Origin of the sequence: Pseudophaeobacter arcticus DSM 23566 (assembly GCF_000473205.1) — a bacterium.
Lineage (GTDB): Bacteria > Pseudomonadota > Alphaproteobacteria > Rhodobacterales > Rhodobacteraceae > Pseudophaeobacter > Pseudophaeobacter arcticus.
Genome location: NZ_KI421507.1, coordinates 4,024,877 through 4,051,417, shown reverse-complemented (window position 1 = coordinate 4,051,417; position 26,541 = coordinate 4,024,877). Strand labels below are relative to the sequence as shown.

Annotated in this window: 22 protein-coding genes; 12 read left to right on the top strand and 10 right to left on the bottom strand. The window is 58.9% G+C overall.

Annotated elements, in window-relative coordinates:
* Window positions 1-3: 3 nt before the first annotated feature.
* Window positions 4-504 (bottom strand): hypothetical protein, encoded by a 501-nt coding sequence (locus ARCT_RS0124005; protein WP_027242375.1) that lies wholly within the window; start codon window positions 502-504, stop codon window positions 4-6.
* Window positions 501-1,286 carry a helix-turn-helix transcriptional regulator gene (locus tag ARCT_RS28740; RefSeq protein ID WP_240476376.1) on the bottom strand — a complete coding sequence of 262 codons (786 nt, stop codon included), beginning with the start codon at window positions 1,284-1,286 and terminating at the stop codon, window positions 501-503. The genes ARCT_RS0124005 and ARCT_RS28740 overlap by 4 nt, the downstream gene beginning before the upstream one ends.
* A 709-nt stretch (window positions 1,287-1,995) precedes the next feature.
* Here ARCT_RS28740 and ARCT_RS28830 point away from each other — a divergent pair.
* The 4 genes from ARCT_RS28830 (at window position 1,996) to ARCT_RS0123980 (ending at window position 9,349) form a co-directional block, all read left to right on the top strand.
* Window positions 1,996-3,741, top strand: coding sequence for a hypothetical protein (locus ARCT_RS28830; RefSeq protein WP_027242373.1), 1,746 nt, complete (start codon window positions 1,996-1,998; stop codon window positions 3,739-3,741).
* A 150-nt stretch (window positions 3,742-3,891) separates the two neighbouring features.
* Window positions 3,892-5,940, top strand: coding sequence for a hypothetical protein (locus ARCT_RS0123990; protein ID WP_027242372.1), 2,049 nt, complete (start codon window positions 3,892-3,894; stop codon window positions 5,938-5,940).
* Window positions 5,941-5,958: 18 nt separating this feature from the next.
* On the top strand, window positions 5,959-8,016 hold the full coding sequence (locus ARCT_RS0123985) for a type I secretion system permease/ATPase (RefSeq protein ID WP_027242371.1): 2,058 nt from the start codon (window positions 5,959-5,961) through the stop codon (window positions 8,014-8,016).
* Window positions 8,009-9,349 (top strand): HlyD family type I secretion periplasmic adaptor subunit, encoded by a 1,341-nt coding sequence (locus tag ARCT_RS0123980; protein WP_027242370.1) that lies wholly within the window; start codon window positions 8,009-8,011, stop codon window positions 9,347-9,349. The genes ARCT_RS0123985 and ARCT_RS0123980 overlap by 8 nt, the downstream gene beginning before the upstream one ends.
* 163 nt (window positions 9,350-9,512) lie before the next feature.
* On the opposite strand, the gene ARCT_RS0123975 is transcribed toward ARCT_RS0123980, so the two are convergent.
* Together ARCT_RS0123975 and ARCT_RS0123970 are read right to left on the bottom strand one after the other, a co-directional pair.
* A complete protein-coding gene (locus tag ARCT_RS0123975; RefSeq protein WP_027242369.1) occupies window positions 9,513-10,091 on the bottom strand; it encodes a UbiX family flavin prenyltransferase in 579 nt (192 codons plus the stop codon).
* On the bottom strand, window positions 10,088-11,626 hold the full coding sequence (locus ARCT_RS0123970) for a UbiD family decarboxylase (protein WP_027242368.1): 1,539 nt from the start codon (window positions 11,624-11,626) through the stop codon (window positions 10,088-10,090). Before ARCT_RS0123970 ends, ARCT_RS0123975 begins: the two co-directional genes overlap by 4 nt.
* Window positions 11,627-11,732: 106 nt before the next feature.
* Here ARCT_RS0123970 and ubiT point away from each other — a divergent pair, with 106 nt between their 5' ends.
* From ubiT to ARCT_RS0123940, 5 genes are all read left to right on the top strand, one after another.
* Window positions 11,733-12,269 (top strand): ubiquinone anaerobic biosynthesis accessory factor UbiT, encoded by a 537-nt coding sequence (gene ubiT / locus ARCT_RS0123965; RefSeq protein ID WP_240476371.1) that lies wholly within the window; start codon window positions 11,733-11,735, stop codon window positions 12,267-12,269.
* Window positions 12,269-13,246: a ubiquinone anaerobic biosynthesis protein UbiU gene (gene ubiU / locus ARCT_RS0123960; protein ID WP_027242367.1), complete on the top strand. Its 978-nt coding sequence runs from the start codon at window positions 12,269-12,271 to the stop codon at window positions 13,244-13,246. Before ubiT ends, ubiU begins: the two co-directional genes overlap by 1 nt.
* Before the next feature lie 4 nt (window positions 13,247-13,250).
* A complete protein-coding gene (gene ubiV, locus ARCT_RS0123955) occupies window positions 13,251-14,156 on the top strand; it encodes a ubiquinone anaerobic biosynthesis protein UbiV (RefSeq protein WP_027242366.1) in 906 nt (301 codons plus the stop codon).
* 14 nt (window positions 14,157-14,170) lie between these two features.
* Entirely contained in the window at window positions 14,171-15,418 is a 1,248-nt protein-coding gene (locus ARCT_RS0123950) for an NnrS family protein (RefSeq protein ID WP_161631345.1), read from the top strand.
* A gap of 447 nt (window positions 15,419-15,865) precedes the next feature.
* Window positions 15,866-17,557: a SulP family inorganic anion transporter gene (locus ARCT_RS0123940; RefSeq protein WP_027242364.1), complete on the top strand. Its 1,692-nt coding sequence runs from the start codon at window positions 15,866-15,868 to the stop codon at window positions 17,555-17,557.
* Between the two features lie 239 nt (window positions 17,558-17,796).
* Here the strand turns inward: ARCT_RS0123940 and ARCT_RS0123935 are convergent, their stop codons facing one another.
* Together ARCT_RS0123935 and ARCT_RS0123930 are read right to left on the bottom strand one after the other, a co-directional pair.
* Window positions 17,797-18,570: an SGNH/GDSL hydrolase family protein gene (locus ARCT_RS0123935; RefSeq protein ID WP_084300934.1), complete on the bottom strand. Its 774-nt coding sequence runs from the start codon at window positions 18,568-18,570 to the stop codon at window positions 17,797-17,799.
* Between the two features lie 246 nt (window positions 18,571-18,816).
* On the bottom strand, window positions 18,817-19,746 hold the full coding sequence (locus ARCT_RS0123930) for an ABC transporter ATP-binding protein (RefSeq protein WP_027242362.1): 930 nt from the start codon (window positions 19,744-19,746) through the stop codon (window positions 18,817-18,819).
* Between the two features lie 82 nt (window positions 19,747-19,828).
* Between ARCT_RS0123930 and ARCT_RS0123925 the strand changes: the two genes are divergently transcribed.
* Together ARCT_RS0123925 and ARCT_RS0123920 are read left to right on the top strand one after the other, a co-directional pair.
* Window positions 19,829-20,011: a zinc-finger domain-containing protein gene (locus ARCT_RS0123925; protein ID WP_027242361.1), complete on the top strand. Its 183-nt coding sequence runs from the start codon at window positions 19,829-19,831 to the stop codon at window positions 20,009-20,011.
* On the top strand, window positions 20,008-20,688 hold the full coding sequence (locus ARCT_RS0123920) for a TIGR02117 family protein (RefSeq protein WP_051360984.1): 681 nt from the start codon (window positions 20,008-20,010) through the stop codon (window positions 20,686-20,688). The genes ARCT_RS0123925 and ARCT_RS0123920 overlap by 4 nt, the downstream gene beginning before the upstream one ends.
* 9 nt (window positions 20,689-20,697) lie before the next feature.
* Here the strand turns inward: ARCT_RS0123920 and ARCT_RS0123915 are convergent, their stop codons facing one another.
* A complete protein-coding gene (locus ARCT_RS0123915; RefSeq protein WP_051360982.1) occupies window positions 20,698-21,240 on the bottom strand; it encodes a hypothetical protein in 543 nt (180 codons plus the stop codon).
* A gap of 240 nt (window positions 21,241-21,480) precedes the next feature.
* On the opposite strand from ARCT_RS0123915, the gene polA reads away from it, so the two are divergent.
* Window positions 21,481-24,303: a DNA polymerase I gene (gene polA, locus ARCT_RS26790; protein WP_036785391.1), complete on the top strand. Its 2,823-nt coding sequence runs from the start codon at window positions 21,481-21,483 to the stop codon at window positions 24,301-24,303.
* A 408-nt stretch (window positions 24,304-24,711) separates the two neighbouring features.
* Here polA and ARCT_RS0123900 read toward each other — a convergent pair whose 3' ends face one another.
* The 3 genes from ARCT_RS0123900 to ARCT_RS0123890 form a co-directional block, all read right to left on the bottom strand.
* Window positions 24,712-24,948: a DUF2798 domain-containing protein gene (locus tag ARCT_RS0123900; protein ID WP_027242358.1), complete on the bottom strand. Its 237-nt coding sequence runs from the start codon at window positions 24,946-24,948 to the stop codon at window positions 24,712-24,714.
* Window positions 24,949-25,027: 79 nt separating this feature from the next.
* Window positions 25,028-25,783, bottom strand: coding sequence for a hydroxypyruvate isomerase family protein (locus tag ARCT_RS0123895; protein WP_027242357.1), 756 nt, complete (start codon window positions 25,781-25,783; stop codon window positions 25,028-25,030).
* Between the two features lie 117 nt (window positions 25,784-25,900).
* Window positions 25,901-26,500 (bottom strand): DUF1285 domain-containing protein, encoded by a 600-nt coding sequence (locus tag ARCT_RS0123890; RefSeq protein WP_027242356.1) that lies wholly within the window; start codon window positions 26,498-26,500, stop codon window positions 25,901-25,903.
* Window positions 26,501-26,541 lie beyond the last annotated feature (41 nt).

Genomic DNA, 26,541 nt, shown 5'->3' with positions numbered 1-26,541 from the left:
TTTCTATCTAGGATAGCCAAAATGCAAAATTGTCTTCCATATTTTTTGGTTAATTTTCTTCAGCTCCGATATCGCCGCCTCGATATCCTCTGCAGCCGCATCATTCAGCGGCCTCGACTGTCCAATCTTGAGGGTATCTTTGCGGTCAGCTATCCGCATTAGTATCGTATGTGGATTGCCGCCTTCGGCGTCAAATGCGTAAATGCAATGATTATATCTGTTGCGCAACGCCGACTGCCGCTGAATGCGGCTGGTCAGCTCCAGAATAGCGTCTCTTTCGACGGCATCAATTTTGTCAAGCTTTGACAACCGCTCAACCAAATCTATGCGTGCGCGCGTGGTGTTTAATGTCAGGAAAATAACGGTGGCTATTTCCTTATCCAAACCAGCAAGCCCGGCGATCAGGTGAATTAACAAACTTTCGGTGTTGGTCCAGGCATAGTTCAGCTTACCGACAAGCAACAGGAAGGCATCAAAGTTAAGCTGCTTCTCCACCTCACTCATTGGGTGACCTGCGCGCCCCCCTGGTTTTCAAGGAACCAAACCGCCGCCTCTGTCCTGTTGTGCACGCCAAGCTTGGCGATCACATGGTGGATGTGCAGTTTTACCGTATGCTCAGACAAACCCAACCGGTTTGCGATAAGCTTGTTTTGCTTGCCCTCCGCCACACAGGACAGAACCTCTGCCTCTCGCATGGTCAATCGGACCCTGGATGCCCCATTGGTTGGCCTGTTGTGCTTGCCATCTGGCATTTTGCAGGGCGCGGCAAAAGCATCCTCTGACCCGTCGTGGGTTGGCTCTGCATCCACATTTTGGGCAGAAAAATCGTACAAATCACTGGGAATGAAGTTTTCACCACAAATCAATAGCCGCAACACCGTCAACCAACGGTCCATATCGCGATTCATCGGCAGAAACGCAAACCCTCCCGCTGGGCGTTGCCTGCTCATCTGCGTCAGTACCATGCGGGCCAGCTCGGGCTGCCGGAAGGCCAAGGCCGTTGTTGCATTGGGAAACCGGTTTTGCAGATCATCTATTATATCAATTAGATTATGCGCCATAGATTGATTTAATATGATGGATCGCACCCGATCCGGCCTATCAAACTTGCAGGACAGCAGGTCTTCAATTTTCCCCATCCGCCTGAACTTCACCGATCCGACACTGATCGTGGCCAAGTCAATCGCATGATCCGAGAAATCATGCGAATTCCCGACAAAAATACAAGTTATCGAATCAATTTTTTCTTCAACGTCCACACCATGCTCCACTTTCTCATTACGCACCGTGCCTGCATCTAAATGGCAATAAAAACTTTTAAAATCAAGCCAATAGACGGTTACCTTGCGCTTAGCTCTGTAAGAATAAAATCTTGGCTAGCTTAAGTTTTGTCAAAGCGTCGGGCGACTGCTCACGAATCTCTTATTGCGCCCAGACCTTAAGCATTAACATAAAATTAGCATAATTATATGGCGGAATCGGTATTTTTTTTAAATCTTCGCCGCCCGCAACTCAAAATTGAAACCCGGACAAATACACAACCGACCCCACCAAACGGATTAGGTTATCCATCTCAAACGGATTAGCCGCAGCTGCAGAGAGACTAGGTCCATCGTGCTGCAAGGCCTAAGCATATCTCCAAAAATTAAATATAAACAATTGGTAACAAGAAACCTCGCCGATTAAGCCTTTTGGCTGTCTAGTTTTTCAAACCCAGTTTCGCAATGCTGCTCGTGGATGGTTCGGCAACCAGACCACAATTATCTAGTTCAACATTTCCGCGACCATCGTTTCCAAAACCGAAATAGTTACAAGGGGGAGGCAAAACGAAAAAAATCATACTTTATGGTGCCAGGTCAGGACGATCTCATGTCTCAACCTCATGTCCCTGTCAGCACCTCAGAATCAAAATCACCTAAAAACCTAATCGCATACGCCGATGATCGCTTTTGAAATGAGTGGCGATCCGGACTATGCCTTTTTCGGAGAAACACAATGGGTACGAAGAATAATCTCTTCCAATTTGGTCCTTGGGACAATGACTCCCAAGATCAGGAACAGGATCAAGCACAAGCGCAAGCACAGGCCGAACTTCAGGCGCAGCTGCAGGCGCAGGGTCAGGGCCAACATTCTGATCAGGAACAGGACCAATCTCAGTCCAGTGAAAGTTGGAATGGTAACCTGAACGGTAACGGGAATGGCAACCTGAACGGCAACGGCAACGGCAACCTGAACGGTAACGGGAATGGCAACCTGAACGGAAATGGCAACCATAATGGCAATGCCAACGGTAATGCCAATGGCAATGCCAACGGGAATGCCAACCTGAACGCCAACGGCAACCTGAACGGCAACCACAACTCCAACACCAATACCAGCGAAACCACCGTTGGTGTCGACATTGATATCGACCTGGCCGGCTATGAGCCAACAGACGATGACTTTGCCGATATTGATCTGGACCATTCCAATGCCGGCGATTTCATCATGGCGCACGGCAACATTGACTACAATCCCGGCAATGACCTGGATCTGGATGACATGTTGAATGACGCGCTGAATGGTGCGGGCAACGATGCCGGGACGATCAATACGCAGTCCAACAACCTGCAAGACAATGACCACCTGAGCAACGTGTCCAACAGCGGCACGATGAACCAGACCAACACCTCTCACGGCGGCTTTGCAAAATCTGAAGACGGCATTGATGCCGACGCAGATGGCGGATCCGGTGGCGGCCATGCCGATGCAAGCGGTGGCGTTGCCCTGGGTGGCTTTGGCATTGGTGGCTCTGCTGGTGCAACCGGTGGTGCTAGCGGCAATGGCGGCAACAGCGCGGCTGCTGGCGGCACAGGCGCGAACGGCGGCAGTGCCGCTGCAATCGGCCTGGGTGTTGGTATCGGCGGTGCCGGTTCTGACGCAGATGCCGACGGCGCAGCCGGTGGTGGTGCTGCTTCTATCGGCGCTGGCCTTGGTCTGGGACTTGGTCTTGCCGGGTCGAATGCCGAAGGTGGCGATTCCGGTGATGCCGGTGGTGCTGGCGTAGGCATTGGTGCTGCAGGTGCCGGTGCGGACAGCAGCGAAGGCGGTGACGCCGGAGCGGCTGGCATCGGTCTGGGCCTGCTTGGCCTTGGATTGGCCGGGGCGAGCGGTGGCGACACCGGCGACGCCGATGCTGATGCACTTGGGGCTGGTCTTGGTGCCGGTTCGGGTGAAAGCGGCGACGCTGGCGATGCTGGTTCGCTCGCGGCGGCTGGCGGCAATGGCGCAGGCTTCGGTGCTGGCGGCGACGCCAACGGCGGTGACGGCGGCGATGCCGGTGCATGGTCTGCCGCGCTGAACAACGCCCAGGGCAACGGCGGGATCAACCTCGCTGGGGCTGGTGACGGCGGCGACGGCTATGGCGGACACTCGTGGGGCGGCGATAGCGGCAACGCATTTGGCGGCCACGCAACTGCTGGTGGCGTTCAGTCTGGCGGTGGATCCGGCGGCAATGGCGGCAACGCCACAACCGGCGCCGGTGGTGCTGGCGGTGATGCCGGAATGTGGGGTTCGCATAACGGTGACGACGGGTTCGTAACCGGGGAATCCTTTGCTTCGGCAGCCTCGCAGATCGACACCACGGCGTTTAACCAAAGCATCGTGATGGGTGCCAACGTGCTTGGCAATAGTGTCGACATGACCGTGGTCGGCGGGGGCTTCAGCTCCAGCTATATCGGCGACGACAGCGACGGCGCATAAGCCTTAATCACTCCAGGCCGGGCCCAAAGCATTGGGCCCGGTTCCGTTCCAAAACATCCAACCACAATTGCAGACAGAATTGGTCTGCCAACAAATTTAGAAATTCAAGAGGTGAGCGGCCATTCAATCGCAGAAATTGGGGCCAGTACAATGTTTGACAAAGTAACCGAAATCGTCGCCCATATGATCGGCTTCTTCCATATTGCAGTAGAAGAAGAGCGCATGCGCGATGCCTATGATGATTTTAAAGCGCAACAATTGGCAAACGCCGAAACAAATGATCTGACCAATATTGTTGTCAAGTTCAAGGCGCCCTACACACTCAAGGATTTTACACCCGTTGTGGAATACACCCCGACGGATTTGGAACAGGCTCCCCAATTCTATGGCCCTGAAATTCTGAACACTTACCTGCCCTATTATCAACCCTTGGCGGGGGCCGCAGAGGAACTGGCTTGGGCTGCATCAGGAACGCCTTCCCTCTCCTTCAGCTTCAATCGACCTCACTTAACGCTGGAGCCTGCGGGCAGCGTTGTGACAATTTCGATCCAATCCGCCTGGATGGAAGACAATGACGATCTCTTCCTGAACGAAATACCGGCGGAATTTTCTGATCCTGCCGAATACCTTGCCACGTTGCAGAGCCTCAATGCGATTGCCCAGGTCCTGGGGGTCGCCGCAACCAGCGTTTCGCTGGACCTGAGCGAAAGCACCCTCGGCACCGTAAAAGCCCTGCATGACAGCATGGGCGCCACCGATGGCACATCCCGACTAGGCGAGACCGTAACCGCCCTGCACGGGGAGGAGGCCAGCGGCAGCTTTGTGAATGGCGAAACCGTCGAAGAAACGCCAATTTTGGACGACATCATGCCGGCCTACTTCCAGGCGGAAAATCCCGATGTCGTGCTGAGCGATGACGCCCCCGAAGACGAAGACGACCCTGACGCGCTGGCAAACACCGATCCCTTCCAGGGGCTCGACGGACCATCGCCCGCTTCCGAACAGTTCGAGATTGATGACGGGCATCATTTGGTTACCGGTGCCAACGTGATGGTCAACGACGTGTCCATTTCCGTGGGCTGGCTTGATGCGCCGGTGATTTCGGTCATGGGGGATGTTGTCGACCTGAACGTGATAAGCCAGGTGAATGTGCTGTTCGAACATGTCACCTTGAACGCGCAGCCCGGGGCAATGTTTTCAACCAGCCTCAACGTGGCGACGATGTCGCATATCTCTTCACAGCCCGTCACGGATGACGCCGCCATGACCGAGGATGCAAGCGCCGCGCCCACCGGCCTGCCGCAGAACTGGGCGGTTACCCGGATTGATGGCGATATTATCATGGCAAACTGGGTCAGCCAGTTCAGCTTTATGACCGACCATGATCGCGCCGATGTCCAGTTCACCGGGAGCAACACGCAGATCGTGATGGGGGACAACACCATCGTGAACTTGGCCGATATTCTGGAAATCGGATATGGCTACGATTTGGTGATGATCGGTGGCAACATGATCACCGTCAATCAGATCTGCCAGATGAACGTGGTGATGGATTATGACACCGTCACATACACAGGCGATGTGCCCTTTGGCTTTTCCGGCGGCGACAACCTGTTGTTCAACGGCGCGAATATCTCAACCACCGGGATCGACAGCTACACGGATATGACGTCGAATTTTGCGCAGGCGAGCGATGCATTTGCAAATGGCGCAACCACGATCGACGGCAGCGTCGCCCATGATAGCGCCTTTGCGGGCGATGACATCCTGACCGTTTTGTACATCTCCGGAGATTTCACCACCCTCAATTGTTTGGACCAAACCAATATCATGGGGGATTCCGACCAGGTCCATTTGGCACTTGATAATTTTCAAGCGCAGACCGGCGCGTCCATAGAGCTGGTGACCGGCTCCAATGCCGCGATCAATACTGCATCCGTGAATGTCTACGGCGTGGATTCTGAAGTGCGGGTCAATGGGGAAGCCTACAGCGACGCCCTGCTTTACCAGGCCAATCTGATCGACACGGATTCAGATCCACTGGGCGTAGCATTACCAGCGCTTGCCAATGAAGCCGTCGCATTTCTGGCGGAGGGAATGATGAGCCCGGACGGCGAGGCACCACCAGATGCCGAAATCGTTGCAACATCACCCGAATACAGCGGCAACCCAGACATGATGCAAACAATGTTAGCATAATAGAATTGAGTGCAAAAAATGTTAGATAAAACTGTTTCCGAAGCTGACCAAGGCATTCGCAACAAAACGCAACAAAACACCACCACGAAGGGCACGAACGGCGCAGCGCAGACTGTTACAGCAAAACAGCCACTGCTGCTGACGCCCGCACAACGATGCAACCATTCCAGGAAAATCGACACCGCGCCGCCCATCGCCCGGGGGATCGGTGGCGTTCAGATTGAAGGCGATACCGGACCAACCCTCAAGCCAGGTGGTGGTGGCAAGCCTCCTGCCAATATCAACAGCGGTGGCGGTGGTGGCGATGATGGCGGTGGTGCAAAACCACAGTTCCACAAACGCGGCGGCCCGGAACAATTTGCCCAAAAGATGCGCCAGGGACGGCAAGTCGTGCGACGCAATCTCGGCTTTGTCATGATTTTGACCTGCGCGACAAATCTTCTGGTGCTGGCGATCCCGATCTATCTATTCCAGATTTCCGACAGGGTTTTGACCAGCCGGTCGCTCGACACGCTGATCATGCTGACAATCGTCATCGCCGGTGCGGTGATCATGCAATCCATCTTTGATGCCGTCCGACGCTTCATCTTGATGCGCACCGCCGTAGAGGTGGCTGTTCTGCTGGGCGCCCCTGTCCTGAGTGCGGCGGCGCATGCCTCTCTGCATGACAACGGACGCCAGTATCAAACCCTGGGGGACCTGCAATTGCTCAGGTCCTTCCTGGTCTCCGGTACGCTGATCTCGTTTCTGGATGTACCCTTTGCCCCCCTTTTCATCACCGCGATTTTCCTTGTTCATCCGCATCTTGGCATGATTGTGATCGCAACGGCGATTATGCTCATGGTCATTGCGCTGATAAATCAAAAGGCTACATCCAAACCCTTTGCCGAGGCAAATCAGGCCCAGTCGCGGGCAAACATGCATCTCGACTCGATGTCGCGCAACAGCCAGATCATCAATGCCCTCGCCATGGTTCCCGAGGCGGTCGCCTTGTGGGGCCGTGACACCGCCGCGTCACTGCGCGCCCAGGTGCTGGCACAGGATCGAAACATCATTTGGGCTGCCGTCTCACGCGGGGCAAGATTGCTCACCCAGATTGCGATGCTGGGCTGGGGGGCCTATCTGGCGCTCGAGGGGGAGATAACCGGCGGCATGGTCATCGCGGCCTCTATCATTGCCGGTCGTGCGCTGGCGCCAATCGAAGGTTCGATCGAAGGCTGGAACGGTTTTTCGCAATCCCGCGCGGCCTATGACAGGGTCAGCAACCTGATGGCGTCATCGGTACAAAAATACGAAAAACTCCGCCTGCCCCGCCCCGAGGGCCGCCTGAATGTCGAGCGCCTGCTGTTTGTCCCGGCAGGCACAAAACAGGTGATCCTCAACGGTCTGACATTCAGCCTCAATCCGGGGGATTCCTTGGCGGTGATCGGCAACTCTGGTGCCGGCAAGACGACACTGGGGAAAATGCTTGTGGGCTCAATTCTGCCGACCTCGGGCAATGTCAGGCTTGACCTGATGGACCTCCGCAATTGGGATGACCGACAGCTGGGCGAAAACATCGGCTATTTGCCGCAAGACGTGCAGCTGTTTCCGGGCTCCATCAAGAACAACATCGCCCGGATGCGCGCGGGTGCCAGCGACGAAGACATCCACCGTGCGGCGCTTCTGGCCGATGTGCATGATATGATCGCCTCGCTGCCGCATGGCTACGAAACCATGGTCGCTGCCGATGGCTCACCACTGTCGGGCGGACAAAAGCAACGTATTGCCCTGGCACGCGCCTTTTTCGGCAACCCGCGATTTTTGGTTCTGGATGAACCCAACTCCAACCTCGACACCTCTGGGGATCGGGCGCTTGCCAATGCCATCCGCCATGCGGGCGAGGCCGGCATCACCGTGGTTGTCATCACCCAAAAACCATCACTGCTAAGCGTCGTCGACAAGATCATGCTACTGGCGGATGGCAATATCGCGCTGTTTGGCGAACGCAATCAGGTTCTGCAAAAACTGTCCGAACGCACAAACGCTGCTGGCAAGCTACCGCCACAAGGCAATGGAGGACAGCGCAATGCCTAATCCAATCGTACTTGCTGAATCGGCGGAATGGTATGACGACGTTCCCCGGTCGATCAAAAAGCATGTCACCTTCGGTCTGTTCCTGCTGATTTTTGGGCTTGGCAGCTTTGGGGTCTGGGCGTTCAAGGCCCCCTTGGCCGCTGCGGTCATTTCTCAGGGCAGCTTTGTTGCCACCGGCAGCAACAAGATTGTTCAGCACCTCGAAGGCGGCATCATCAAGGCCATTCTTGTCGAAGAAGGCGAAAACGTCGTCGCAGGACAGCCAATCGTGCTGCTTGATGAAACCTCTGCCCTTGCAACCGAACGCGAGCTGTTCTTGCGTCAGGTCAGATTGGAAGCGATGGAAAGCCGTATTCTTGCTGAATACAACCGCAAGGATACGCTGGTTTACCCTGCCAGACTGGAACAACTCCGCTCAGACTACAATGTGGTCGCAATGCTTGATGGGCAGCAGATTGTATTCGACGCCGCCACCCAGCAATTAAAGAATGAAATAAACCTGTTAAAGCAAAGCATCGAAGCCCTGAAAAGCCGGTCGATCGGCTACGAAAAACAACTGGCTGCCACCCATGCTCAGCTGGAAATTCTGGAAGAAGATTCGCAGGCAAAAGAAGTGCTGTTGGAAAAGGGCCTGGTGCGCAAATCGGAATACAACACCCTGCGCCGCGCTTTGGCTGAAGCCCAGGGCCAGATTGGCCGCCTGCAATCCGAAATCGACGAAACCGCCTCGCTGTCCCAGCGCTACGAGTCGCAGATCTCGCAGACCATCAACGAAACCCAAAGCGCAGCGCTTGACGAGTTGCAAGCGGTACAATCAGAGCTGGAAAGTGTTCGCGAACAGGCCCGCAAGGCCGAAAGCATCTTAACGCGGACCGAAATTGTTGCGCCGGTTTCAGGGACGGTTGTGCGCCTGCATTATCACACTCCGGGCGGTGTCGTCGAAAGTGGCAAGGCTATTCTGGAAATATTGCCCACCGGCGAACCCCTGATCATCGAAGCCCAGATTCCGCGCACCGAAATTGACGTGGTCCGCAAGGGGCAAGCTGCCACAGTCAGGCTGACCGCCCTGAACCAACGCACGACGCCAATCCTTGAAGGCAAAGTCTATTACGTATCCGCAGACGCGATTCTGGATCGCTCGCAAGAGCTGCCACAAGAAATCTATGTGGCGCGTATTTCCGTGGCCCCCAGCGAGTTGCAGCGCGTCAGAGGCTTTACTCCCACGCCGGGCATGCCTGCCCAAATCATGATCCAGACCCAGAACAGAACCTTCATCCAATATCTGATGAAACCCGTCGCAGACAGTATGATCAGGGCATTCCGGGAACAGTGAACGCCCCCACCATCCCAGACCTGCGCCCATACCATGCAACAGTCCCGGTTCGCGGGCATGAGCAACCCCACCTGAGTGGTCCCCTTTGAATATTGGAGCATGACTGGCCTTTGCTCCATCAAAACGATGGCCCTGGCGCAGGTGGCGGTGCAAAAGGCGGGGCTTACCCTTCGGCCTCGGGCGACCAAGGTTGCGCGCGCGGGGGGGATACGGCCAGGAGGTCGACCGCACGCGCTGCGATCTGGCTGGCAACGTCTGTCAACGTGCTGTGCGAGAGATAAAATGCAGGGGTGGGCGGCATGACGATCGCCCCCATCTCGGTTGCCGCTGTCATGTTCCGAAGATGAGCCAGCGTCAGCGGGGCTTCGCGGGCCAGCAGAACCAGACACCGACGTTCCTTGAGCTGTACTGCTGCTGCGCGTGTCAGCAAATTGTCATCAAGCCCATGCGCTATGGCGGCCAGGGAGCGCATCGAACAAGGCGCAACAATCATTCCCGAAACCGGAACCGAGCCCGAGGCAATGGCGGCGCCGATATCATCAATTGCATGGCTGCGGGTGGCCATGGCTGTGAGCATTTGCAAGGCTTGCGGGCCGCATTCCTCTGCGAGGGTACGCTTTGCCGCGGAGCTGGTGACCAGATCTATCTCAACCTCAAGCGAGGCCAGATGCCGGGCCACTGCCAGGCTGAGCATGGCGCCGGAAGCGCCAGAGACCCCCAGCACCACCCGCCGTGCGCTCATGCCCCCAACTCCGGTATAAGGCGGGCAACCAGGTCAGCGGCAAAGGCCTGATCTTCTGGCGCGCCCTGCATGACATGCCCCCATTCCCGGGTGGTTTCGCTGCCAATTTTTGTCGTGGCGTCGATACCTATCTTGCCGGCCAGGCCGGGTTGGGGCGAGGCAAAGTCGAGATAATCCATTGGCGTGTTCTCCAAAATCATCACATCGCGGGAGGGGTCCATACGTGTCGCCAGCACCCAGGCGATGTCATCCCAATTGCGCGGGTCAGCATCGGCATCGACGGCAATAATCATCTTTGTGTAGCTGAATTGCGGCAGCATTCCCCAAAGCGCCATCATCACCCGGCGGGCCTGGCCGGGGTAGCGCTTGTCCAGGCTGACAACGGCAATGCGGTATGAGCAGGCCGCCGGCGGCAGCCACAGGTCCCGGATTTCGGGGATTTGCGCCCGCACCATTGGCAGGGCGAGCCGGTTGAACACCTCGCCGATGATGGCCGGTTCATCGGGCGGGCGGCCGGTATAGGTGGACAGGTAAAGCGGGTTTTCGCGATGGGTAACTGCGCTCACCTGCATGACTGGAAAGGGCTCAGCGCGGTTGTAATATCCGGTGTGATCGCCAAACGGACCTTCGGGCGCGGTTTCACTCGGCGATACCCAGCCCTCCAGCACAATCTCGGCATCAGCGGGCACCATCAGCGGTACGCTCCGGCAGGGAACCAGGCGCGGGCGGGCACCGCCAAGCGCACCGGCAAAGGTAAGCTCGGACACTGTTTCCGGCAGGGGCAACGCCGCCGAGAGCAGCGTTGCGGGGTTCGCACCAAGCACCACCGCCACCGGCATTTTTTCTCCCCGACGCGCCCAGCTACGATGATGCGCGGCGCCGCCGCGATGCGGCAGCCAGCGCATGATCAACCGCGAGCGGTCCAGCACCTGGGTCCGGTAAACGCCTGCATTGCAGCGGCTGATATCCTCTGGTCTGCTGTCATGCGGTCGGGTGATTACGACCGGCCAGGTAATCAGCGGCCCTGCATCGTCAGGCCAATGGGTCTGAACCGGCAGTCCGGACAGATCTACGTCAGCCCCCGCGCGCACAACGGCTTGTACCGGCGCGGTCTTGATCAGCTTTGGCCTCGCAGCCAAGGCGGCCTTGAGCATGGGCCAGCGGGACAGTGTATCGCGCAGCCCGTCCGGTGGAGCTGGTGACCTGAGGGCCGCGAGAAAGCCACCCAGGTCGTCCAGCCGGTCTGTGGTGACCCCAAGACCGGCCGCAACCCGCTCAGCCGTGCCGAACAGGTTCACAACAACCGGAATATCCGACGTCAGCCCACTGTCTAGAACCGGGTGGTTGAACTGCAGCACCGGACCGCCGCCTTCCAGCACGCTGCGATGCACCGCCGTCATCTGATGCTGCACCGAGACCGGATCCGGAACGCGCTGGAACTGGCCGGTTTCTTCGCACCAGTCAAGGAAATGGCGCAGGCTGGGATATGGCGGAAGGGTGCGTACGGGACTGCTCCATTGCTGATTTCCGCAGATCCCTAACAGAGATTCACCTCCTGAATTTGTTGCAGCACAAACTCGGGAGGCATGCAGCGGAATAGAACCGCTGTGACCGAAATCACCGGCGGGAAAGGAATACTCTTTGCCACACCCCCAAATCCCCTGTTGCCCGGCTGCCCTGGCGCGCATTCTGCGGGTGGTGCCGCTGGCGCCCTTGTCCCTCTCGCTGACCGCCTGCTGCCGCCAAATCGGCAAGCGTCACCCGGGATTGTTCCGCCGCCTGGGGGACTACAGCCACGCGCGGTTTGTCCTCAACCCGGTCGATTTACCCATCATTCTTTGCCTGGCCCCCAATGGCGGCGCCCCAACCGTGCGCGCCCTGCGCGGGGACTGCGAGGCTGAGGCGCGCATATCCGGCCCGCTTGCTGCGCTGCTGGGGCTGGTCCACGGGGTTTACGACGGGGATGCACTGTTTTTCTCACGCGATTTGGTGATTGAGGGTGACACCGGCGCAGCCCTGGCTCTGCGCAATGCCGTGGATGATGCTGAACTGGACCTGTCGCAGGAAATTGCCGCCGTGTCCGGGCCGTTTGGCCGCTTTATCCTTCAGACCGCCGCCTTGGCAGAACGGCGTACAGGCCTCTGCCTGGCCCGGCCGGAGGAGGACCCGGCATGGTGATGGAAATTGTCTGCCCCGCCGGCACCCCCGCTGCGCTGCGCGCCGCCGTCAAGGCCGGGGCGCATACTGTCTATTGCGGCTTCAATGACGAAACCAACGCGCGCAACTTCCCTGGCTTGAATTTTGACCGTGCCGAAATGCGCGAAGGTGTTGAATTTGCCCATGCCCATGGCGCCAAGGTTCTGGTGGCGATCAACACGTTCCCCCGGGCAGGCAGCCAGTCGGTCTGGCATCGCGCCATTGGCGATGCACAGGCCGCTGGCGCCGATGCCGTGATCCTGGCAGACGCCGGCTTGCTGGACTATGGCGCGCGCAGCTATCCGGAGCTGCGCCTGCATCTTTCGGTTCAGGCCGCCGCCGCCAATGCCGATATCATCAACTTCTACGCCGACACCTTTGGCGTGAAACGCGTTGTGCTGCCGCGCATCCTCTCGGTGCCGGAAATTGCCGCCATCAACGCCGAAACAGAGGTGGAAACCGAAGTCTTTGTGTTTGGCGGTTTGTGCGTCATGGCCGAAGGGCGCTGCTCGCTGTCGTCTTATGCAACCGGCCTGTCCCCCAATATGAACGGCGTCTGCTCACCTGCCAGCCATGTGGAATACATTGACGACAACGGGGTGCTGAATGCCAGGCTGGGCGGGTTCACGATCCACCGCACGGCAAAGGATGCGCCAGCCCCCTATCCAACACTGTGCAAGGGCTGCTTCTCCGCAGGTGGCCAGACCGGGCATCTGTTTGAAGACCCGGTCAGCCTCAACGCCGAGCAACTGATCCCGCAGCTGCAAAAGGCCGGCGTCACGGCGCTGAAGATCGAAGGCCGCCAGCGCTCAAAATCCTATGTGGCGCAGGTGGTGCGCAACTTCCGTGCTGCCGTGGATGCGCTGGAGGCCGGCACCCCCTTGCCCGAGGGCATGCTGGCGCGGCTCTCGGAAGGCCAGGCCATGACCACTGGCGCCTACAAGAAAACCTGGAGGTAGCACCATGGAACTGACTATCGGGCCGAACCAGTTCTTCTGGCCAACCGAAACCTGGAGCGCGTTTTATGAAGGCCTGGGCGAGGCTCCCGTCGACCGCGTTGTTCTGGGTGAACTTATCTGCTCAAAACGCCTGCCCTTTTATCAGGATCGCATTCCCGAAGCCCTCTCCTCCCTGGCCGCAGCAGGCAAGGAGACGGTTTTGACCAGCCTGGCACTTGTCACCCTCAAGCGCGAGCGCAAGCTGACGGCGGAACTTTCGGAAATGGGGGTGACGGTTGAGATCAACGACCTGACCGCCCTGCCGCATTTGCCTAAAGGCCTGGGCTTTCACGTTGGACCCCTGGTCAATGTCTATAACGAGGGCACCCTGACCTGGCTGGCATCCCTGGGCGCCAAACGGATCTGCCTGCCGCCTGAATTGCCCATGGCGTCAGTTGCAGCACTGGCCCACGCCGGTGCCGACCTGGGCGTGGCCATCGAGGTCTGGGGACATGGCCGGCTGCCGCTGGCGATATCCGGGCGCTGCTATCACGCGCGGCTGCACAAGCGGACCAAGGACAATTGCCAGTTTGCCTGCGACGAGGACCCGGACGGACTGGAAGTACGGACCCTGGAGGAGCGTCCCTTCATGGCGGTGAATGGGGTGCAAACACTGTCGGATAGCTATGCCTGCGCCGACTACCAGATCGAAGCCCTTGCCGCAGCAGGCGTTTCAGCCCTGCGGCTGTCACCGCAATCCAGCAGCTTTACCCGGATTTGCCAGCTGTACCGGGACCGGCTGGACGGCGCCCTGCCCGCCGGTGCAATTGCCGACGAGATCCGGCGTTCTTCACCGGAAACCCGCCTGAGTGACGGTTTCCTGGTAGGGCCCAGCGGCGCATCCTGGTCAGTTGAACCTGCTGCGCCATGACTTTGGGGCTGGACTTGAGCAGGTTTTGGGACGCGCCCTACCGCCCGCTTTTTCTTGCCGCTTTCCTTTGCGCGCTGCTCTCGATGGCCTGGTGGCCATTGGGAGTCGGGTTTGGTCTGCCTGGTCCGGACTTTGCGCCTGCCGTTCTGTGGCATGTCCACGAGCTGTTCTTTGGCTTTGCTGCTGCGGCCATCGGAGGCTATCTGCTGACAGCCCTGCCAGGCTGGACGGCACGTCCTCCCCTGCAAAGCTGGACGGCACGTCCTCCCCTGCAAGGTGCGGGTTTGAAGGCACTGGTTGTCGTTTGGATCCTGGCGCGGATCGCAACTGCCAAATTTGATGCGCTCCCCCTGATAATTCCTCTGGCCTTGAATGCGGGGTTCTTTGCCGGCCTCGCTGGCATCCTATGCCATCAGCTGGCCGCTGCCAGAGCCTATCGCAAGCTTGGGTATCTGGCTGCAGTTCTGGGCCTTGGCCTATGTGAAGCCCTATTCCTGATCGACGCCGCCGCCGGCAATATCTGGAACTGCCTTGACCTGGCACACATGGTCCTCACAGGCATGCTCTTGCTGTTGTTCTTTGTAGGCACGCGGGCAGTCCCTGCCTTTACCCGCAACTGGCTGGCCCAGCAGGGCGATACCGGCCCGCCGGTCCGGACTGCACCACGGCTGCGCAGCCTGCTGCTGGGGATGCTGTTCATGGGACTGGTATTGAAACCCGCGGGGTTTGCCGAAGCGGCCTACGCCATATGGGCTGCGACGGGGGCAATGATGCTGTGGTGCATGCGGGGATGGCGAACCGGCACTGCGCTCTTTAATCCGCTGCTGGCCGCGCAACACCTGGCCTTTCTATGGCTGCCCCTTGGCACTCTGGCTTTTGGTGTCATCGGGCTTGGGCTCGTCGACTATCCCGTGCCTGCGGCAATTCACGCCCTTACCATCGGCGCCATGACCGGGCTCATCATGGCCATTTCCGGACGGGCGGGCAGCCATCGCCCGGACGGGAAAATGCGCGCAGGCGCCGGATTCACGGTTGGATGCGCGCTGATCTGGCTCGCGGTCTGGGCCCGTTTGGCGCCTCCGTTTTCCTTGGCCTTTGCCGACAGCCTGATAACAGCCACTGCCCTGCTTTGGTGCCTCGGCTGGCTTGCCTTCATCACCGCTTTTCTGCCGGCCCTCTCAGGCCCGGTCCGCCGACCTGTCCTCAGCGGTCGCAGCTTGCGCAGCAGTGACAGCGTTTCAGCAGAAAGAAGCGCTGAATGAATGCCGCCTAAGCCAAGAGCTGTGTCGCCGGTGTCGCGGATTTTGCCCAAGGGAGCTGGCTTGTCTCCCGCCTCTCTCGGGCCGGACCTTGGGGGCAGAGTGGTGAAGCGCATGGCAACCGGCATTGTGCTACCTGGTCTGTGCTCCCTGGCCTGTGCTCCCTGAAATCACCTGCCAAAGATGATGTTTTACATTTCCCTTATTCTATTTGTACTATCCATTCTCATACTCAGGATATTTATCATGATTGCAGGTCCAGCGATGCGCGCGGCACGCGGTCTTTTTGGCATTGAACGGGTCGAGGAGGCGCTGCCAGCACGGTGCACCGGCGCGGCCTAGGGCAGAAAAAACCCTTCGCGATATCCTGACCCCACAACCCGCGACGGCGACCGCCGACATACAGCCGACGATCCCGCCGCTCCCTTCTTCCTAAAGGTGCGGCCACAGATGAAAGACCAGACGCCCCTACAGAGCGAGGCTCCCAGTTTTGCCGAGCTGTTCACCCCCAAACTCCTTACTGTCCTGCGCGAAGGCTATGGCCTGACGCAGTTGCGCGCAGATGCCATTGCCGGGCTGACCGTCGCGATTGTTGCGCTGCCGCTGTCGATGGCCATCGCCATCGCCTCGGGGGCGAGCCCAGCCCAGGGGCTTTACACGGCCATCGTTGGTGGTTTCCTGGTTTCGTTGCTGGGGGGATCCCGGTTCCAGATTGGTGGCCCGGCCGGCGCCTTCATCGTGCTGGTTGCCGCAACCGTGGCCCAGCACGGGGTAGAGGGGCTGATCCTGGCCACCTTTCTTTCGGGGCTGATGATGGCCGCTACCGGTTTCCTGCGGCTTGGCGCCTTCATCAAGTTCATCCCCTACCCGGTCACGGTGGGATTCACCGCCGGGATCGCAGTCATCATTTTTGCCAGCCAGGTCAGGGAGCTGTTTGGTCTGACCCTGGTGAATGAACCGGGCGAGTTGCTGGAAAAGCTCCCGGCTCTCTGGGAGGTGCGGGCAAGCCTGACGCCAGCCGCGCTTGGGGTGTCCTGTGCCACGGTTGCTGTGATCTTTGGGTTGCGACGGTGGCGCCCACAATGGCCGGGGATGCTGATCGCCGTCAGCTTGGCCGCCGCTGCAACCGCCGTTCTCACCCTGCCGGTGCAGACAATTGGCACCAAGTTTGGTGGCATTCCATCGTCGCTTCCAGCACCGCACCTGCCAATTCTCTCACCAGAGGCCGTCTTTGCGGTTCTGCCCGCCGCTGTCTCCTTTACCTTGCTGGGCGCCATTGAATCGCTGCTGTCCGCCGTTGTCGCCGACAGCATGACCGGACGCCGCCACCGTTCGAACTGCGAACTGGTGGCCCAGGGTGTGGCCAACATTGGGTCGTCCCTCTTTGGTGGGTTTTGCGTAACAGGCACCATCGCACGCACCGCGACAAATGTCCGGGCCGGGGCGCATGGCCCAGTGGCCGGCATGTTGCACGCCGCGTTTCTGCTCCTGTTCATGCTGGTTGCCGCGCCGCTGGCCTCATATATCCCGCTGGCCGCGCTTGCCGGGGTGCTGGCCGTTGTTGCCTGGAACATGATCGAGAAACCAGCCATCGCGATCCTGGTCCGGTCAGGCTGGGGAGAGGCTACGGTGTTGGGTGCCACCTTCTTTCTGACCATTTTCCGCGACCTGACCGAAGCCATTGTCGTCGGCTTCGCTCTTGGGTCGGTGCTCTTTATTCATCGCATGAGCCGGACCACAGGTGTTGCGACCGGCAGCGCCTTTGTCGGGCGCGACGAGGCCGACACCGCACACCCGCGCCGGGAATACCATGAGGACACCGCCCAGGCCCCCGATGTGGTCATCTACTGGATCACCGGCGCGCTCTTCTTTGGCGCCACCGCCTCCATCAGCTCTGTGCTCGACCGCATCCAGGACAGCCACAGGGCGCTGATTGTCGATTTCTCATCTGTGCCCCTGCTCGACTCGACCGGCGCCAACATGATCGAGGGGCTTGCCCACAGCGCGCGCAAGCGGGGGGTCGCGTTGTGGCTTACGGGGACCAGCCGCGACATCCTGCGTGTCTTTGCAACCCATGGCCTGCACCCCCCGTTGGTCCACTATGCCGCCACGGTCGACGAGGCTCTTGCGCAGGTCCGCTAGGTCGCTGTCATTGATCAGGAGGCGATCCTGCCGTGTTCTGTGAAGGGGTCTTTGAGGGCCACATCTATGCACCGGCTGCCGTTCGCACATGATTTCCGGCATGGTCTCGAAAGTCGCTGAAATGTATCCGGCCCGTTGCGCGACAGGCGGGCCGTGGCCTGGGTGGCGGGACATGAGCACGCTCGGCGCAAACCTGTTGCCGGCTGCAAATGCCCTGAAAATCCGCTCTGAGACGGCTGCTACGTTTTGCCGAGCTGCTTGATATCGCGGCGGATTGCACGATAGACCTTGCGGCCCCACTCTGCATAGATTTTTGGACCCGGATGAAAACCGTCAGGGCTCATTTGTGAGACGTTAGGTTCAAAATCCATTTCAATAAACCGACATCCAGAACGATTGGAGACAAGTTTGCGAAGCGCCCGATCAAATCGTGCGGCCTGTGCACCCAATACCCACCGGAGCGGTTGTGGGAGCAGCGGGAAATAGTGGATTGGCGGAATACCCGATATGCAGATGACATCGGCCTGAAATTTCAGTTCCACCAACTGAAGCAACATCGAAAACCGCTGCAGCCATTCCGATAAAGGCACGCGCGCAGTGATATCGTTTACGCCAAGCGAAACGGACACGATATCAAATTTCTGTGGTGTGCGCTCCTGCAGACGGGCGATCGTATCGGCAGTGGTGGCACCGGTCTTGGCATCTACAGACCAGTAGACTGTATTTGTCTGCGAAAGCCTTTTGCGCATATGACCCAAGAGCGCTTCTTCTTGATGCGAGGTGCCGACCCCGACAGCAGAACTGTCGCCGATGATCAATAAACGGAGGTCAGGCCCCTGCCCGCTGACACCATCGCGGCGACCGGAAGGATCAGCCAGGTGCACCGCTGAACGGCGCACAAATGCGGCTTGAGCGACCAGAATTGGAAACAACAGAATTCGGACTGCATGGACTAACATCTCAGGCTCCAAAATGAGACGCATTACGTCGAAATTGACACGAAGAGAGATCATGCTGAACGTCTGTATCGTCCAGCAACTCGTCCGCAAAGCTCAAGAAAATGATTATTCGTTCTATTGTATATGCTATCGCGTCATGCGGAATTGACGATGGTCAATCGCATGTGCTCGTACCCGAAATTAGCAGCCGTCTGCGCAGGTTGCAGCACCGGCAAGTTCGGGCTCACTGCCGCCTGCAGCAAGCCCATCGCTGCGCCCCATGGCAAACGTCGTCAAAGGGCTGGAGCCGGCCGGTCTCTCTCAAGCAGATTTCGTCAAGGCCAGGAACACATCTTCCAGATCCGCTTCGCCGGTTTTGACGTCGCGGATGGAAATTCCAGCGGCATGCACCGCTGCCAGCACCTCTTCGGCGCTGGTTTCATTGCCGTGATAGCGCAGCAGCACCGCACCGTCGTCGCGCAGCTCAGCACTGATCCCGTCACCCTGCGGCAGGGTCTCAACCGGGCTGGCAGCATGCACCACCATGGATTTGGCATCCAGCCGCCCCAGCAGATTGGCGGTGCTGTCGCGCGCCACCACTTCCCCCTGGTCGATGATGGCAATCTCGTCGCACATCTCTTCGGCTTCTTCCAGGTAATGGGTGGTCAGGATAATGGTCATGCCCTGCTGGTTCAGCTTGCGAATGTTTTCCCACAGCATCTGCCGCAGCCCGATATCCACCCCTGCGGTGGGTTCATCCAGCACCAGGATATGCGGGTGATGCACCAGCGCCTTGCCCAGCAAGAGCCGCCGCCGCATGCCGCCCGACAGGGTACGGGCATAGGCATGGGCCTTGTCTGTCAGCCCCACCATCTCCAGAATCTCATCGCTGCGGCGCTGCTGTTTTGGCACCCCGTAGAGACCGGCCTGCACCTCCAGTGCGCCGCGCGGGGTAAAAAAGGGATCAAGGTTGAGCTCCTGCGGCATCACCCCAATGGCGGCGCGGCTTTGGCGCGGGTTGGTATCCTGATCAAAGCCCCAGATCGTCACCCGGCCCGAAGTCTTGCGCACCAATCCGGCCATAATATTGATCATGGTGGATTTCCCGGCGCCATTTGGCCCCAACAGCCCAAAGACCGATCCCCGCGGAATGGTCAGGTCAATGCCCTTGAGTGCCTGCTTTTCGGGTTGGCCTTTGGCGCCTTTGTAGGTTTTGCGCAAGCTTTCGATATGGATTGCGTCATCTCTCATGGCAGCTCTTGCCCCCGGTTTTTGCATCAGACATACATGGTTTCACCATGCGCCTAGCCGAAATTCAAAAGGACCGCCAGCGATGACTATTGAAGCGCCCGAAACCAAGATCGTTGAAACCTACCGCGTTGCCTGCGATGGCGGCGAAGGCGCGCTGGGGCATCCCCGGGTTTATCTGCAGATCCCCGAAGGCGACGGCTTTGTCGAATGTCCCTATTGCGACTGCAAATACATCCATAAGGACCACGCAGCCACAGCCGCGTGATCTCCTGGCTGGCAAGAGCCCTGCTTTTGCCAATTGGGTTGGTCTGCGCCTATTGCTTCGCAGCCGTTGTCGGCGCCGCGATTCCCTCTGGACCAGCCAAGACAGCAGAAATGGCACCCAGCCATCAGGTGCGACTGGTTGCCGGGCCAATTCACTATGATTTTCTACTGCCGCTGGATGCCGCCACACGGGCGCAGTTTCAGTTTCTGGAGGCCAGCGGATTGCCGGTGGACCATCCAAATGCACACTGGCTGGTAATTGGCTGGGGCGCCCGTGGTTTTTACACCACGACAGACTATCAGGAGCTGACCGCGGCAACCCTGCTGAACGCCGCGATTGGTGACCGCTCAGTGTTGCGCGCAGAGGTGCTGGGGCCGCTGAACACTTTGCCTGACCTGCGCAGCTTCAACTTTGACGAGGCGGAATATGCAGCCTTCCTAGCCGCTATTGCCGATAGTTTCGACCGGCCAGAGGACGGCCCGGTGCAGGGCCTCAATCTCCCTGGGTTCACCCCGGGGGATCGCTTTTATGCCGCCAAGGGGCGGTTTCACCTCTTGCGCACCTGCAATACCTGGGTCTCACGCATGATCCGGGCTTCTGGTCGCCGTTTTGGTCTCTGGACCCCCTTGCCCTATTCCGTCAGCCTGTCCCATTGGCTGTTTGCCGGGCCAGGCTGAGCCTGGAAGTCACGAAGAGGGCAAATTCGCAGGATCGAACTGACACCACTCACCGGCCTTGACTACGGTGGCGGAAAACCCGGTGGCCGAAAACAGCCCATAGACCCAACGTTCCCCCAGTTTTTCACGATCAAAGGCCACTTCGACAGTGTCCGTCGCCGCCCGAACCATCCCGATCATCTCGGAGACAAAGCCCCCCGTCAGGCTTGCAAAATAGCCCTGCGAATCCCAGCCGGACATCATTTCTTCCCCAAGCCAGGACTCCTCACCATCGACGGACAGGGCGACAAGATCATCCTCGTCCCAGGGCGCACCTGTCTCACCTGGATAGGGGGCATAGCGGTACTCAAAACTGGCGTTGTAGCCCTTTTCCAGGAAGCCAAAGATCAAGGTGCCAGAGGTATCCTTGGCTGATCTCAGCGAGTAGACATAGCAGACCTGGCCTATTTTGACCGTCGCCCAATCGCCGTGCTCAAAATAATCGGCATGGGCCAGCGATGTACTAAAAACCAGGGACGACAGGGTGGACAAAGCCAAAATCAGGGCTTTCACTTTATAAATCCTTTCAAAGAATATTCCGTTGTTGTTGATAGCTTTATTCGAGATCAATCGGGAAAATCTACTGCTGTGAAACCCAATAACGGCTCTGTGACCTGAGCAACAGCCACGGGCTGCTGCTCTGTTTTGCGCCAATCGCACCGCCTACCGCAAATCCTGTCGGAATGGGCAATTGCCCTCTGCCGCGCGATCACCGATAACGGGACAAACGCGCAACAGCCGGAGCATCAGCCCATGAGCGAAAGTACACTTGGCCAGGCCAAATTCGGCAAAGGATGCCATCTGCATTTGATTGATGGCTCTGCCTTTATCTTTCGGGCCTATCACGCGCTGCCACCGCTGACGCGCAAATCGGATGGGCTGCCCATCGGCGCCGTTGCCGGTTTTTGCAACATGCTGCACCGCTATGTCGAGGCCAACACCGGCCCGGATGCACCCACCCATGTGGCGGTGATCTTTGATCATTCCGGCAAAAGCTTCCGCAATGACATGTATGATCTCTACAAGGCCAACCGCCCGCCCGCGCCCGAGGATCTGCGCCCCCAGTTCCCGCTGACCCGCGATGCCACCCGCGCCTTCAATATCGCCTGCAAAGAGGTCGAAGGCTTTGAGGCCGACGATATCATCGCCACCCTTGCCCATCAGGCCCGCGATGCCGGTGGGCGCTGCACCATCATTTCATCAGACAAGGATCTGATGCAGCTGGTGGGCGGCGGCGTTGAAATGCTGGACGCCATGAAGAACAAACGCATCGACAGCGATGGCGTGGTAGAGAAATTTGGCGTTGGCCCCGACCGGGTGGTGGATGTGCAGGCGCTGGCCGGCGATAGCGTCGACAATGTGCCCGGCGCCCCCGGCATCGGTATCAAGACCGCGGCGCTGCTGATCAACGAATATGGCTCGCTCGAAGAATTGCTGGACCGGGCCGAAGAGATCAAACAGCCCAAGCGTCGCCAGACCCTGATCGATAACCGCGCGCAGATCGAGATGTCCAAACAGCTGGTGGAGCTGGATTGCACCATGGAGCTGGATTTCTCCCTCGAAGACCTAGAGGTGCTGGAGCCCGATACCGAGGTGTTGATGGAATTCCTGGGACTGATGGAATTCCGCACCCTGGCCAAACGCATGGCGGAACAGATGGGGATTGACGCCCCCGCCCTCCCCGAAGCCAGTGCTGCGGGCGCCACTGCCGCGACCGAAGTCGCCGCAGCCGTGCCTTTTGACGCTGAAAAATATGAATGCCTTGGCGACGCGGCTGGGCTGCAGCGCTGGATCGACCGGATCTATGAGCGCGGCTATGTGGCGGTGGATACCGAAACCACCGGGCTGGATGCCATGGTGGTAGATCTGGTGGGGGTGTCGCTCTGTGTTGATCCCGGCGAGGCCTGTTATATTCCGCTGGCCCATAAACAGGGCGGCGATGATCTCTTTGGCGGTGAAGGCCTCGCCGAGGGGCAGATGCCGCTGGAGCAGGCGCTGGCGATGCTGAAGCCGATGCTGGAGGATCCGGCGGTGCTCAAGATCGGCCAGAACATGAAATATGACGCCAAGATCCTGCACCGCTATGGCATTGATGTGGCCCCGATTGATGACACCATGCTGATGTCCTATGCGCTGCACGCAGGCGAGCATAACCACGGTATGGATATCCTGTCAGAGCGTTATCTCGATCACAAACCGATCCCGATCAAACCGCTGCTGGGCACCGGTAAATCCGCCATAACCTTTGACCGGGTGCCCATGGCCGATGCAGTGCCCTATGCCGCCGAAGACGCCGATATCACCCTGCGCCTGTGGCAGCATTTCAAACCCGAACTGCATCAGCGACAGGTGACCACCGTCTATGAAACCCTGGAACGGCCGCTGGTGCCGGTGCTGGCCGAGATGGAGCGCAACGGCATCAAGGTAGACCGCGACACGCTGAGCCGCATGTCCAATGCCTTTGCCCAGAAAATGGCCGGGCTGGAGGATGAGATCCACGCCCTGGCGGGCCAGCCTTTCAACGTCGGCTCCCCCAAACAGCTGGGCGAGATCCTGTTTGACAAGCTGGAACTGCCCGGCGGCAAAAAGGGCAAAACCGGCGCCTATGCCACCGGCGCCGATATCCTCGAGGATCTGGCCACCGAACATAAACTGCCGGGTCTGGTGCTGGACTGGCGCCAGCTGAGCAAGCTGAAATCCACCTACACGGACGCGCTGCAGGACCATATCAACCCGGATACTGGCCGGGTGCATACCTCCTATATCCAGACCGGGGCCAACACGGGCCGCATGGCCTCATCAGATCCCAACCTGCAAAACATTCCCGTGCGCTCCGAGGAAGGCCGCCGCATCCGCGAAGCCTTTGTGGCGGATGAAGGCAACGTGCTGTTGTCACTGGACTACAGCCAGATCGAGCTGCGCATTCTGGCGCATGTGGCCGGGATTGACGCGCTGAAAGCCGCCTTTGCCGAAGGTCACGACATTCACGCGATGACCGCCTCTGAGATGTTCAACGTACCAATGGCAGAGATGACGCCGGAGATTCGCCGCCAGGCAAAGGCGATCAACTTTGGCGTCATCTATGGCATCTCCGGCTTTGGCCTGGCCCGCAATCTGCGTATCCCACGCGCCGAGGCCCAGGGCTTTATCGACCGGTATTTCGAACGGTTCCCCGGCATCCGCGCCTATATGGATCAGACGGTGGAATTTGCCAAAGAGCACGGCTACGTGCAGACGCTGTTTGGCCGCAAGATCCATACGCCGGAAATCGCCGCCAAGGGGCCGCGCGCCGGTTTTGCCAAACGCGCCGCCATAAACGCCCCCATCCAGGGCACCGCCGCCGATGTGATCCGCCGCGCCATGGTCCGCATGCCCCAAGCCATCGCCCATCTACCCGCCCGGATGCTGTTGCAGGTCCACGATGAACTGCTGTTCGAAGTCCCCCAGGCCGCAGTTGAGGAAACCATCGCAACGGCCCGCCAGGTCATGGAGACTGCCGCCGACCCTGCCGTGCATCTGGACGTCAAACTCAGCGTTGACGCAGGCCAGGGCAGCAACTGGGCCGAAGCGCATTAAGCCCGGCAAGCATAAAGGCTTGCCAGCAAAGGGGGGCTCCCGCCCGTCTCGGAACAATCAAGATTGATCCTCCCCCGTTGGGGGTGGCGCCGCGCTGACGCGCGGCGCGCCGGGCACCCAGCCGCCAAGGCACCCACCTATTTGTTCCGATTCGGGTCAAGGGCGGCAAAGCCGCCGCGCCCCGCGCGGCTTGCCCTTGAGGCGACTCGGAATACCACATCCTTAAACAGGCGCTTCAGGGCACACCTGCCCCTGAAGCGCATCTCAGCAGGCTTTTCTGCGCCGCGCGTCAGCGCGGCGCCACCCCCAACAATAGAGGGACATCCAAAGGATGTCGCGGAATTGGCGGGAGCACCACCGGCCCCAAACCAGGCCTGCCGATCAAAGCACGGCCCTGCAAAGGCAATCTTACTCCAGAGGCGAAGGTTTTACCCATTTCACGACCAGCCCGCGCACCATCGGCCCTGCAACCAGCACCACACAAAAGGCAATTGGCCAGCCAAAGAACCAGGCCTGTAGCCAGGCCGAAATCACCTGATCGCTGAGGCCCAGCGTTTTGACAGAGGCCACCAGCGTGACGATACAGGACATCAACCCCGATAAGATCAATCCAACAAGTGCGGGGGCAAAACGGGCAGGAATCATAACAGCTCTCCTTGTACAAAGGTGGGGTGACGGGCAATTTACATTCCTTATTTGGAATGTAAATATCCAATCCCCGGAGCTATTGCTGCATCCAGCTCAGGCTGTCCTCGGTCCGCAAGGTCGATGGGGTATATTCTGCACTCACCCAGCCGCCATAACCACTCGCGTCAATGGCGCCAAACAATGTGTCAAAATCCACCGGGCCAGTTCCCGGCTCACAGCGGCTCGGCGCCGCACCAATTTGCACATGCACCGCCTGTTTGCCAAAACTCTCCCAGACCCGGGCAGCATCGCCGTGAATCATCTGCGCGTGATACGCATCATATTGCAGCCCGATATTGGGACGGTTCACTGCCTCCAGAATCTCAGCGGCCAGATTATAATCATCCAGAAAATACCCCGGCTGATCGCCGGCATTCAGCGGTTCAATGGTAAAGCGCTGCTGGGGCGCAAAATCCGCTGCCCAGCGCAGATTGTTGATAAACGTATCGCGCGCCTCGTCGCCCTTGGCATAGCCCGCCAGGATATGGATCAGCCCCACATTCAGCATCTTGCCATAGCGCAGCACCCGGCGGATATCGCGCTGGAACCGATCGGCACCACCGGGATGCGCTGCATAACCCGGCACACCTCCGGTGTAATTTGGGGGTGGCGCATTGATCAGCAACAGCTCCAGCCCATTGGCCAGCAAGGCCCGCTGGGTCTCTTTCGCAGCAAGCTCATAGGGCGACAGGATCTCCACCGCTGTGAACCCCGCATTGGCCGCCGCCGCAAAACGATCCAGATAGGGCAGCTCAGCAAAGAGCATTGAAATATTTGCCGAAAATTTTGGCATGTTCGAGACCTCCTGTCTGTCGTCGCCAGTGGTCTAGCCCTATCGCCCCCCTGCAGCCAAGCAGAGAAAACACCGCATTTTTTCTAACCTGTTTACCCCCTGCACGCCCTCGGCCCCTCAGGGCAATTCCTCGGAAGGTATGATCGGGAAAAAGCGTCCCCCCGACCACAGACCAAACCAGCCCTCATGATGGCAACCCAGCTCCACCAGCCGGTAAAAACTCTTGCGGTCAATCAGGGCTTCAAGATCGCTTCGCACCAGCACATAGGGCGCGGGCTCACCCGTCTGCGGGTCCCGCTCGACCCGAATCGGATGCTCCGGCCCTGCCTGCATCTGATCGCCGACATGGGTGGTAAAGTGCAGTTCCTGCGCGTCGCCTTCGCCGCGCGCCTCAAAATCCACCGCCACAAAGGGGGCATCATCCACCGTGATGCCAACCTTCTCAACCGGGGTCACCAGAAAATATTTGCCCTCTTCGCGCTTCAGGATCGAAGAAAACAATTTAACCAGTTCAAAGCGGCCAATGGGCGTGCCCAGATAGAACCAGGTGCCATCGCGGGCGATCCGCATGTCCAGATCACCACAAAAGGGCGGGTTCCACAGATGCACCGGCGGCAATCCGCCCTTGGCCCCGGACCTGGCCCCGGCCTTGCCTGCTGCCTTGATCGAGGCCGCCAGGCCATCTGCCGATGGTGTCACAGTTTTTTGTCCACTCATTGCTTTTGCCATTTCCCTCAACCGCGATACAGTACGATCAT

Coding starts and splice junctions, on each gene's coding strand:
- ARCT_RS0124005 (WP_027242375.1), bottom strand. CDS start 504: ATGAGTGAGGTGGAGAAGCAGCTTAACTTTGATGCCTTCCTGTTGCTT.
- ARCT_RS28830 (WP_027242373.1), top strand. CDS start 1,996: ATGGGTACGAAGAATAATCTCTTCCAATTTGGTCCTTGGGACAATGAC.
- ARCT_RS0123990 (WP_027242372.1), top strand. CDS start 3,892: ATGTTTGACAAAGTAACCGAAATCGTCGCCCATATGATCGGCTTCTTC.
- ARCT_RS0123985 (WP_027242371.1), top strand. CDS start 5,959: ATGTTAGATAAAACTGTTTCCGAAGCTGACCAAGGCATTCGCAACAAA.
- ARCT_RS0123980 (WP_027242370.1), top strand. CDS start 8,009: ATGCCTAATCCAATCGTACTTGCTGAATCGGCGGAATGGTATGACGAC.
- ARCT_RS0123975 (WP_027242369.1), bottom strand. CDS start 10,091: ATGAGCGCACGGCGGGTGGTGCTGGGGGTCTCTGGCGCTTCCGGCGCC.
- ubiU (WP_027242367.1), top strand. CDS start 12,269: ATGGAAATTGTCTGCCCCGCCGGCACCCCCGCTGCGCTGCGCGCCGCC.
- ubiV (WP_027242366.1), top strand. CDS start 13,251: ATGGAACTGACTATCGGGCCGAACCAGTTCTTCTGGCCAACCGAAACC.
- ARCT_RS0123940 (WP_027242364.1), top strand. CDS start 15,866: ATGAAAGACCAGACGCCCCTACAGAGCGAGGCTCCCAGTTTTGCCGAG.
- ARCT_RS0123935 (WP_084300934.1), bottom strand. CDS start 18,570: ATGATCTCTCTTCGTGTCAATTTCGACGTAATGCGTCTCATTTTGGAG.
- ARCT_RS0123930 (WP_027242362.1), bottom strand. CDS start 19,746: ATGAGAGATGACGCAATCCATATCGAAAGCTTGCGCAAAACCTACAAA.
- ARCT_RS0123925 (WP_027242361.1), top strand. CDS start 19,829: ATGACTATTGAAGCGCCCGAAACCAAGATCGTTGAAACCTACCGCGTT.
- polA (WP_036785391.1), top strand. CDS start 21,481: ATGAGCGAAAGTACACTTGGCCAGGCCAAATTCGGCAAAGGATGCCAT.
- ARCT_RS0123900 (WP_027242358.1), bottom strand. CDS start 24,948: ATGATTCCTGCCCGTTTTGCCCCCGCACTTGTTGGATTGATCTTATCG.
- ARCT_RS0123895 (WP_027242357.1), bottom strand. CDS start 25,783: ATGCCAAAATTTTCGGCAAATATTTCAATGCTCTTTGCTGAGCTGCCC.
- ARCT_RS0123890 (WP_027242356.1), bottom strand. CDS start 26,500: ATGAGTGGACAAAAAACTGTGACACCATCGGCAGATGGCCTGGCGGCC.